Source organism: Streptomyces pseudogriseolus (assembly GCA_002154585.1).
GTDB classification, from domain to species: Bacteria; Actinomycetota; Actinomycetes; order Streptomycetales; family Streptomycetaceae; genus Streptomyces; species Streptomyces pseudogriseolus.
The window spans coordinates 1-9,826 of record MUNG01000426.1 but is presented as its reverse complement, the minus strand read 5'-3'; the positions used below and the strand labels follow the sequence as shown (position 1 = coordinate 9,826).

The 9,826-nt window shown below is 72.5% G+C and carries 9 protein-coding genes; 3 read left to right on the top strand and 6 right to left on the bottom strand.

Annotated elements, in window-relative coordinates; genetic code table 11:
- Positions 1–809 (top strand): glycoside hydrolase family 31 family protein (locus tag CCN29_RS29795; RefSeq protein WP_442538559.1); only part of this gene is annotated, 809 nt, incomplete at its 5' end.
- Here CCN29_RS29795 and CCN29_RS29790 read toward each other — a convergent pair.
- Together CCN29_RS29790 and CCN29_RS29785 are read right to left on the bottom strand one after the other, a co-directional pair.
- Positions 800–1,330: an NUDIX domain-containing protein gene (locus tag CCN29_RS29790; RefSeq protein ID WP_006136693.1), complete on the bottom strand. Its 531-nt coding sequence runs from the start codon at positions 1,328–1,330 to the stop codon at positions 800–802. The genes CCN29_RS29795 and CCN29_RS29790 overlap by 10 nt on opposite strands.
- Before the next feature lie 49 nt (positions 1,331–1,379).
- Positions 1,380–2,189 (bottom strand): M15 family metallopeptidase, encoded by an 810-nt coding sequence (locus tag CCN29_RS29785; protein WP_031064671.1) that lies wholly within the window; start codon positions 2,187–2,189, stop codon positions 1,380–1,382.
- Between the two features lie 338 nt (positions 2,190–2,527).
- On the opposite strand from CCN29_RS29785, the gene CCN29_RS29780 reads away from it, so the two are divergent.
- Positions 2,528–3,253 carry an MIP/aquaporin family protein gene (locus CCN29_RS29780; protein ID WP_086685650.1) on the top strand — a complete coding sequence of 242 codons (726 nt, stop codon included), beginning with the start codon at positions 2,528–2,530 and terminating at the stop codon, positions 3,251–3,253.
- A gap of 27 nt (positions 3,254–3,280) precedes the next feature.
- Positions 3,281–4,792, top strand: a complete 1,512-nt coding sequence (gene glpK / locus CCN29_RS29775; RefSeq protein WP_031064665.1) for a glycerol kinase GlpK — start codon at positions 3,281–3,283, stop codon at positions 4,790–4,792.
- An 85-nt stretch (positions 4,793–4,877) separates the two neighbouring features.
- Here the strand turns inward: glpK and CCN29_RS29770 are convergent, their stop codons facing one another.
- The 4 genes from CCN29_RS29770 to CCN29_RS29755 form a co-directional block, all read right to left on the bottom strand.
- Positions 4,878–5,483, bottom strand: a complete 606-nt coding sequence (locus CCN29_RS29770; protein ID WP_006136689.1) for a GTP-binding protein — start codon at positions 5,481–5,483, stop codon at positions 4,878–4,880.
- Positions 5,464–9,126: a hydantoinase B/oxoprolinase family protein gene (locus CCN29_RS29765; RefSeq protein WP_086685648.1), complete on the bottom strand. Its 3,663-nt coding sequence runs from the start codon at positions 9,124–9,126 to the stop codon at positions 5,464–5,466. The genes CCN29_RS29770 and CCN29_RS29765 overlap by 20 nt, the downstream gene beginning before the upstream one ends.
- A gap of 24 nt (positions 9,127–9,150) precedes the next feature.
- On the bottom strand, positions 9,151–9,546 hold the full coding sequence (locus CCN29_RS29760; protein WP_006136687.1) for a DUF742 domain-containing protein: 396 nt from the start codon (positions 9,544–9,546) through the stop codon (positions 9,151–9,153).
- Positions 9,547–9,555: 9 nt separating this feature from the next.
- On the bottom strand, positions 9,556–9,826 hold a 271-nt coding region (locus CCN29_RS29755; protein WP_143661405.1), incomplete at its 5' end, for a roadblock/LC7 domain-containing protein.

Here is a 9,826-nt window from a genome sequence, read left to right as displayed (position 1 = left end):
GCGCGGCGGGGTGGCCCGGGCTGCGGGCGTCGCTCGCGCCGGTGCTGGGGCTCGGGCTGTGCGGTGTGCCGTTCTCCGGGCCGGACGTCGTGGGCGGCGGCGGTAGGGACGGATCACCCGAACTGTATGTGCGGCGACTCCAGTTGGCGGCGTATCTGCCGTTGCTGCGTACGACCGCGCAGGGCGCGGAGGGCGGGCCGTGGGAGCACGGGGCGGAGGTGCTGGGGCACGCGCGCGTGGCGTTCGGTGAGCGGCGTCGGCTGCTGCCGTACTTCGTGACACTGGCCCACCTCGCGCGGCGGACCGGGGCGCCGATGGTGCGGCCGGTGTGGTGGGCGGCGCCGGAGGAGCGGGCGTTGCGTGACTGCGAGGACGCCTTCCTGCTGGGCGACGCGCTGCTGGTGGCGCCGGTGCTGGAGGCGGGCGCGGTCCGGCGGGAGGTGCGGCTGCCGCGCGGGCGGTGGTACGACACGGCGACGGGGCGGGCGTACGAGGGGCCGGCGAAGGTGCTGGTGGACGCGCCGCTGGAGCGGATACCGGTGTTCGCGCGGGCGGGTGCGGTGATCCCGGTGTGCGGGGAGGACGGCGGGACCGAGCTGGAGGTGTGGGCGCCCGCTCCGGGCCGCGGCGGGGGCGGGCTGGTGGTGCCGGACGGCGGGGACGGCGCGGACGGGCCGGAGGTCGAGCGGTACTCGGTGACCTGCGCGGGCCCGCGGATCGTCGTGCGGCGGGAGACGGAGGACGGCGTGCGGGAGCCGTCCCGGCCGGTACGCGTCCGCGGGCTCGGGGGGTCGGGCGGTCAGATGTAGCGGCCCTCGAAGAAGGCGCGCACCGCCACGGTGTGCAGGGGGAAGGCGAGATCCTCGGGGCGGCGCAGCAAGTGCGTGCCCTCGGTCTCGTCGGTGGGCGCGGAGGCGGGCAGGTCGGCCGCCGGGCGTTCGGGGAGCAGACCGAACAGCAGCAGGTGGCCGTCGGGGGCGCTCATGGCGTCGGCGAGCCGGACGTCGCGGCTCTCGGCGTCGAAACCGGTCTCCTCCTTGAGTTCGCGGACGACGGCCTGGCGCCAGTCCTCGCCGTGGTCGATGTAACCGCCGGGCAGGGCGGTGCCGCCCTTGGCGGGCGGGACGGCCCGGGTGACGACGACCAGGGCGGTGCCCTGGGTGTCGTACACGGGCTGGAGGGCCACGGCGACGGGGAGGGGGTTGCGGTAGGCGACGGCGCCGCAGGCGGGGCAGGTGCGCGGCCAGCCGGAGACGCCCTCTCCGTAGGGCGCGCCGCAGGACGAACAGTGGCTGCCCGCCGCGGAGTTGGGAACGTGAGTATCGGACACGCGCGGGACTGTATCCGATGGCGGAAGGGGCGTCTCCGGTAGGGCGGTCTCAGTGGTGGCCGGTGAGGGACCTGCGGGCCACGGGGAAGTCGAAGTAGGTGTCCGGGTACGCCTCGGGCTTGAAGGTGTAGTGCCACCACTCCTCGGCGAGGTTGACGAAGCCGAGGTCCTCCAGGGTGGTCTTGAGCAGCATCCGGTTGGCGCGCTGCACCCCGGTGATGCGCGGGTCGAGGGTGTGGCTGAGGGTGTCGAAGCAGTCGTAACCGGTGCCCATGTCCACGGAGTCGTCGGGGAAGCGTTCGTCCTTCGCTGCGAAGCAGGGGGTGAGCGGCTCGCCGGGGTGGTAGGGCCTCGTGGGGCGGGCGGGGAGCTTCACGAGGGTGAGGTCGACCGTGGAGCCGCGGCTGTGGCCGGACTTCTCCGCGATGTACCCGTCGGCGAACAGGCGGGTCTTGTCGACGTTCGGGTAGAACTCGGCCTTCATGGTCTGGTCGTCGAGGTCCTCGGCCCAGCGCACGAAGTGGTCGACGGCGCGCTGCGGGCGGTAGCAGTCGTACACCTTGAGGGAGTAGCCCTGCGGCAGCAGCCGGCGCTGGGCGGTGCGGAGGGCCTCGGCGGCGGGGCGGGTGAGGATGCACAGGGGCTGCTTGTAGCCGTCGACCGGTTCGCCGACGAAGTTGTGCGGGGTGACGTAGCGGATCTCGTGCAGGATCGTCGGGTCGACGCTGTGGAGGGCCACGAAGTCGCGGGGCGCCTTGGGTTCGGGGGTCGCCCGGGCGGGTGCGGCCGCGGCGGTCGCGGTGAGCAGGGCGGCGAGGGTGGTGACCAGGGCGCGTACCGCGCGCGAAGAACGTGTCATGTCCCCTGCATCTATCAGACGGGGGCCGTCGCGCGGAAGCAGGCGCCCCGGCCCGTTCTGTCACCGACCTTGACGCTTCCTGACCACCGGTGAACACTTCCGGTGTCAGTCGACATCGCCGTACATCTCGGCGCATTCTGGCGCGCCACGGCAGGCGTCCCACCGACGTCAAAACTCCCCCACGGGCGATACGGCTGCGACGGCACGCTCGTCACGGACGCCGGGCGGGGCGCGGATCCTCCCTGCCTCCGGCTGACGTCACGCCACGGGAAACGGGAAACGCACCCTGCACGTGAGGTCCGGGGCCGACCGTCCCGGGCCCCGGCCCAGGAGCCGCCATGAGCAACGGAGACATATTCGTCGGCGAGGTCATCGGCACCGCCGTCCTCAGCCTCTTCGGCGCCGGCGTGGTCGCCGCCGTCGTCCTCAACTACTCGAAGGCGAAGGACGCCGGCTGGGTGGTCATCGCGTTCGGCTGGGGCTTCGGTGTGATGGCCGGGGCCTACACCGCGGCCCCGCTGTCCGGGGGACACCTCAACCCGGCGGTCACCCTCGGGATCGCCGTCGACACCGGCGAGTGGGACACGGTCCACGTCTACGTGGCCGGGCAGATGGTCGGCGCGATGCTCGGCGCCGTGCTGTGCTGGCTGGTCTACTACGCGCAGTTCGAGGCCAACGCCGAGGAGGACATCTCCCAGCCGACGCTCGGCGTCTTCTCCACCACGCCCGCGATCCGCCGCCCGGTCGCCAACCTCGTCACCGAGATCATCGCGACCATGGGGCTGGTGCTGCCCATCCTGGCGTTCGGGCTCACCGAGGGGCTCGGCGAGTCGGGCACCGCGATCCTCATCGTGTCGTTCCTGGTCGTCGGCATCGGCCTGTCGCTCGGCGGCCCCACCGGATACGCCATCAACCCGGCCCGTGACCTCGGCCCGCGCATCGTGCACGCGCTGCTCCCGATCCCCCGCAAGGGCACCTCGGACTGGGGGTACGCCTGGGTTCCCGTGGTGGGGCCGCTCATCGGCGGGGCGCTGTCCGGACTCGTGTTCAACGCAGCCTTCTGACTCCGCAGAACCGACGAAGGGGACGTCATGACGGACAAGTTCGTCGCCGCGATCGACCAGGGCACCACCTCCAGCCGCTGCATCGTCTTCAATCAGCACGGCGCGATCGTCGCCGTCGACCAGCGCGAGCACCGCCAGATCTTCCCGAAGCCCGGCTGGGTGGAGCACGACGCCACGGAGATCTGGTCCAAGGTGCAGGCCGTGGTGGCCGGCGCGCTCGCCAAGGCGGGCCTGCGCGCCGACCAGCTCAGCGCGCTGGGCATCACCAACCAGCGTGAGACGACGGTCCTGTGGGACCGGTCCACGGGCAAGCCCGTGCACAACGCCATCGTGTGGCAGGACACCAGGACCGCCGGGCTCTGCGCCCAGCTGGGCGGCTCCGACGGGCAGGACCGGTTCCGCGACCGCACGGGGCTGCCGCTGGCCAGCTACTTCTCCGGTCCCAAGGCGGCCTGGCTGCTGGACCACGTGCCCGGGCTGCGGGCCCGTGCGGAGAACGGCGACATCGCCTTCGGCACCATCGACTCCTGGCTGATCTGGAACCTCACCGGCGGCACCGACGGCGGACGGCACGTCACCGACGTGACCAACGCCGGGCGGACCATGCTGATGAACCTGGAGACCCTCCAGTGGGACCCGTCCGTCCTGGACGCGATGAACGTCCCGGAGGCCGTGCTCCCGGAGATCAGGTCCTCCGCCGAGGTCTACGGCACCGCCGTGGGCCAGCTCGCCGGGGTGCCCGTGGCCTCCGCGCTGGGCGACCAGCAGGCCGCGGTCTTCGGCCAGGCCTGCTACGACGTCGGCACCGCCAAGAACACCTACGGCACCGGGAGTTTCCTGCTGCTCAACACCGGCGAGAGGCCCGTGCCGTCGAAGCACGGGCTGCTCACCACCATGGGCTACAAGATCGGCGACGAGGCGCCCGTCTACTGCCTGGAGGGGTCGATCGCCATCACGGGCGCCCTGGTGCAGTGGTTCCGCGACCAGCTCGGCATCATCCGCACCGCGGACGAGATCGAGCCGCTCGCGGCGAGCGTGGAGGACAACGGCGGCGCGTACATCGTCCCCGCGTTCTCCGGCCTCTTCGCCCCGTACTGGCGCTCCGACGCGCGCGGCGCGGTCACGGGCCTGACCCGTTACGTCACCAAGGCGCACCTGGCGCGGGCGGTGCTGGAGGCGACGAGCTGGCAGACGCGTGAGGTCGTCGACGCCATGTACCAGGACTCCGGGGTGCGGATCACCACCCTGAAGGTCGACGGCGGCATGACGAAGAACGGCCTGCTGATGCAGCACCAGGCGGACGTGCTGGGGGTGCCGGTGATCAGGCCCCGGGTGTCGGAGACGACCTGTCTGGGCGCGGCCTACGCGGCGGGACTCGCCACGGGCGTGTGGAACGGCCTGGACGAGCTCAAGTCTCACTGGCAGAAGGACGCCGAGTGGACGCCCGCCATGTCGTCGTCCGTGCGGGACCGTGAGTACCGCAACTGGCGCAAGGCGGTGGAGAAGAGCCTCGGCTGGGTCGAGGAGGGCGAGGACTGAGCCACGCGCGCGTGGTGTCTCGTCCGTCGTGCGGCGGCTCGTGCTCCTGTCGGCGGGAGCACGGGCCGCGTCGTGCCGGCCGCGGTCAGGTGGTGACCGCGCTGCGCCGCCGGGCGGCCTGCGTCATGGCGTGCTGGACGACGCCCACCAGGACGTCCTTCACCGACTCGCGGTCGCGCGCGTCGCACAGCACCAGCGGTACGTCGTCGTCCAGGTCGAGGGCCTGCCGTACCGCGTCCTCCGGGTAACGGGCCGAGCCCTCGAAGCAGTTGACGCCGACCACGAAGGGTATGGCGCGCCGCTCGAAGTAGTCGACGGCGGCGAAGCAGTCCTCGAGGCGGCGCGTGTCGGCGAGGACGACCGCGCCGAGCGCGCCCTCGGACAGCTCGTCCCACATGAACCAGAACCGCTCCTGTCCGGGCGTGCCGAACAGGTACAGCACCAGGTCCTCGCGCAGGGTGATGCGCCCGAAGTCCATGGCCACCGTGGTGGTGCTCTTCGCCTCGACGCCGCTGGTGTCGTCGACGGGCCGCCCGGCCTCGGTGAGCAGCTCCTCGGTGCGCAGCGGCCTGATCTCGCTGACCGCGCCGACGAGCGTGGTCTTGCCCACGCCGAAGCCGCCGGCCACCAGGATCTTGAGCGTGACCGGCTCGACCGGGGGCTTGCCGCGCTCAGAACGCCCGAAGATCATCGGTCTCTTCTCCTGCTCGATGGTGGTCGGGCGGCGGGCCGTATCCCCCGCCGCCGGGGGTTTCGATGACGAGGACGTCGCCGGGGCCGACGTCCGCCGAGTCGCTGCCGGCGAGCCGGACGACCGTGCCGTCGGCCCGCTCGATCCGGTTGGCGCCCGTCGCGCCGGGGGCCCCTCCCGCCATGCCGTAGGGCGGCACCCGGCGGTGCTGGGACAGCGTGGAGACCGTCATGGGCTCCAGGAAGCGGATGCGGCGCACGGCTCCGTCGCCGCCGCGCCACCGCCCGGCGCCTCCGCTGCCCCGGCGCACGGCGAACTCCTCGAGCCGCACCGGCAGCCGCCACTCCAGGATCTCCGGGTCGGTGAGCCGGGAGTTGGTCATGTGGGTCTGGACGACGGACGCGCCGGGGTGTCCGTCCCCGGCCCCTGAGCCGGACGCCACCGTCTCGTAGTACTGGTGGCGGGCGTTGCCGAAGGTCACGTTGTTCATGGTGCCGGACCCCTCTGCCTGGACGCCGAGCGCCGCGTAGAGGGCGCCGGTGACGGCCTGTGAGGTCTCCACGTTGCCCGCGACGACGGCCGCCGGGGGCTCGGGCGCCAGCATGGAGCCGGGCGGGACGACGATGCGCAGCGGCCGCAGACAGCCGTCGTTGAGCGGGATGTCGTCGGCGACCAAGGTGCGGAAGACGTACAGGACGGCCGCGTTGACGACGGAGAAGGGCGCGTTGAAGTTGGTGGCGAGCTGCGGGGACGTGCCGGTGAAGTCGATGGTGGCGGAGCGGGCGGCGCGGTCGACGCTCACCGTGACCCGGATGACGGCGCCCGAGTCGGTCTCGTAGGCGTACTCCCCGTCGTCCAGGGCGTCGACGACGCGGCGCACCGCCTCCTCGGCGTTGTCCTGCACGTGCCGCATGTAGGCCTGGACGACGTCGAGTCCGTAGGTGTCGATCATGCGGCCGACCTCTTCGACGCCCTTGTGGTTGGCCGCGATCTGGGCGCGCAGGTCGGCGAGGTTGGTCGCGGGGTTGCGGGAGGGGTGGGGCGCCTCGGTGAGCAGGCGGAGGGTCTCCTCCTCGCGAAACCGGCCGTTCTCGGTGAGCAGCCAGTTGTCGAAGAGGACGCCCTCCTCGTCGATGGTGCGGCTGTTCGCGGGCATGGAGCCGGGGGCGATGCCGCCGATCTCGGCGTGGTGGCCGCGGGAGGCGACGTAAAAGAGGACCTCCGGGTCGCGCTCCGGGTCGTCCCCGGGGGTGCTGCCGAAGACGGGGGTGATGACGGTGACGTCGGGCAGGTGGGTGCCGCCGTGGTACGGGTCGTTGACGGCGTAGGTGTCGCCGGGGCGCATGGAGGCGCCGCGCCGCCGGATGACCTCCTTGACGCTGGTGCCCATCGAGCCCAGGTGGACGGGGATGTGCGGGGCGTTGGCGACGAGGTTCCCGTCAGGGTCGAAGAGGGCGCAGGAGAAGTCCAGGCGTTCCTTGATGTTGACGGACTGGGCGGTGGACTCCAGTCGGGCGCCCATCTGTTCGGCGATGGACATGAAGAGGTTGTTGAAGATCTCCAGCAGGACCGGGTCGACCTCGGTGTCGGCGTCGGAACCTCGCGTGACCGCGACGCGTGCCATGACCAGATGCCCGTCGTCGGTCGTGGCGGCCCGCCAGCCGTCGTCGACAACGGTCGTGGAGCCGTCCTCGGCGATGATCGCGGGGCCGGTGACGGTCTCGCCGGGAGGGAGGTCCTCGCGGCGGTGGAGGGGGACGTCGCGCCAGGCGCCGCCGGTGTGGAGGCGGACGGTGACGGGTGCGGCGGGTCGGCCGGACCAGGGGGCGAGGGCGGACAGATCGGGGGGTTCGGTGGTGCCGGTGGCCTCGACGGACAGGGCCTCGACGACGATCGGGCGGTCGAGGGTGAAGGAGTAGGTGGCGCGGTGCCGGTCCTCGAAGGCGCGCCGCATGGTGTCCGGGTCGGTGAGGCGGACGGTGAGGGTGGTGTCGGTGCCGTCGTAGCGGAGCTGCGCGCGGCGGATGACCTCGACGCGCTCCTTTGGGACGTCCTCGGCGGCGAGTTCGGCGCGGGCCGCCGCCTCCAGTTCGTCGGCGAGGCCGTGGACGCCGGGCATGGCGGCGGATTCCAGCGGGGCCTCGACGGAGCGTTCCCGCATGGCCGTGGTGTCGGCGAGGCCGATGCCGAGGGCGGACAGCACGCCCGCCATGGGCGGCACGAGGACGGTGCGGATGCCGAGGGAGTCGGCGACCATGCACGCGTGCTGGCCGCCGGCTCCGCCGAAGGTGGTGAGGGCGTACCGGGTGATGTCGTGGCCCTTCTGCACGGAGATCCGCTTGACCGCGGCCGCGATGTTCGCGACGGCGATCTGGAGATAGCCCTCGGCGACCTGTTCGGGGGTGCGGTCGTCGCCGGTGCTCTCGTGGATCTCGCGGGCGAGGGCGGTGAAGCGTTCGCGGACCACGTCCGCGTCCAGCGGCTGGTCGCCGCCGGGGCCGAACACGGCCGGGAAGTACGCCGGTTGGATGCGGCCGAGCATGACGTTGGCGTCGGTGACGGCGAGCGGGCCGCCGCGCCGGTAGCAGGCGGGGCCGGGGTCCGCGCCCGCCGAGTCGGGTCCGACGCGGTAGCGGGAGCCGTCGAAGTGCAGGACGGAGCCGCCGCCGGCGGCGACGGTGTGGATGTCGAGCATCGGCGCGCGCAGCCGCACCCCGGCGATCCGCGTGGTGAAGACGCGCTCGTACTCGCCGGCGTAGTGGGAGACGTCGGTGGAGGTGCCGCCCATGTCGAAGCCGATGACCCGGTCGAAGCCGGCGAGCTTCGACATGCGGGCCATGCCCACGATCCCGCCGGCCGGCCCGGACAGGACGGCGTCCTTGCCGCGGAACCGGCGGGCCTCGGTGAGCCCGCCGTTGGACTGCATGAACATCAGCCGTACGCCTTCGAGCGCGTCGGCGACCTGGCGCACGTAGCGGCGCAGCACGGGTGAGAGGTAGGCGTCGACGACGGCGGTGTCCCCGCGCGGCACCAGCTTCATCAGCGGGCTGACCTCGCTGGACAGGGAGATCTGGGGGAAGCCGGTGCGGGCGGCGAGTTCCCCGACGGCCTGTTCGTGGGCGGGGTGGCGGTCGCTGTGCAGGCAGACCACGGCGACGGCCCGGATCCCGTCGTCGTACGCCTGCCGCAGCGGGCCTTCGAGGGCGTCGAGGTCGGGGGCGCGCAGCACGGTGCCGTCGGCGGCGACGCGTTCGTCCACCTCGATCACCCGCTCGTGGAGCGGTAACGGCAGGTCGATGCGGCGCGCGAAGATGTGCGGGCGGTTCTGGTAGGCGATGCGCAGGGCGTCGCGGAAGCCGCGGGTGACGACCAGCAGGGTGCGCTCGCCCTTGCGTTCGAGCAGGGCGTTGGTGGCGACGGTGGTGCCCATACGGACGACGTCGACGGGAGCGACGGGGTCGCCGGACCCGTCGAGCAGCGCGCGGACGCCGAGGACCGCCGCGTCGGCGCCGGGCGGGCCCGAGCGGTCCGGGTCCGGGTTGTCGGAGAGGACCTTGCGGGTGAGCAGCCGGCCGTCGGGACGGCGCGCGACGATGTCGGTGAAGGTGCCGCCTCGGTCGACCCAGAACTGCCAGCCTGTCACGTCACTACCCCGCTTCCGCGCCGGTCACAGCGCCCGGAGGCCGTTGATCACGTCGCGCAGAATACTCTCGTCCGGCAGCTCGGCCGGGGGTACCGGCCGGTTCACATGGACGAACTCGGCGTCCACGAGGTCGCCGACGAGGACCCGGACCACCCCGACCGGCAGGTCGAGCCCGGCGCCGAGTTCGGCGACCGTCTGCGGGGTCTCGCGGCACAGCGCGACGATGTCGACGTGCTCAGGGGAGAGGGAGGGGTCGTCCTCGGCGTCGTCCGCGTGCGGCTCCGCGACGACCACGGCGATCAGGTCGAGGCGGTGCTGGGCCGCACTGGTGGTGCGGCCCCGCGTCATGGCGTACGGACGGACGACCGGTCCGGCCTCGTCGTCGAACCAGTGGCTGCTGCCCTGACCGTGATCGCTCATGTCGGTCCACTACCCGCCGGAGGGCAGATCCGTGCGCGGCGCGGCGCCCAGATGCACGCCGACCCGCTTCACCAGGAGGGTCATCTCGTAGGCCACCTGGCCGACGTCGGAGTCGGCGTCGGCGAGGACCGCGAGGCAGCTGCCGTCCCCGGCGGCGGTGACGAACAGGAACGCCTCGTCGAGCTCGACGACGGTCTGGCGGACCTCACCGGCCTCGAAATGGCGGCCGACACCCTTGGCAAGGCTGTGGAAGCCGGAGGCGACGGCGGCGAGGTGCTCG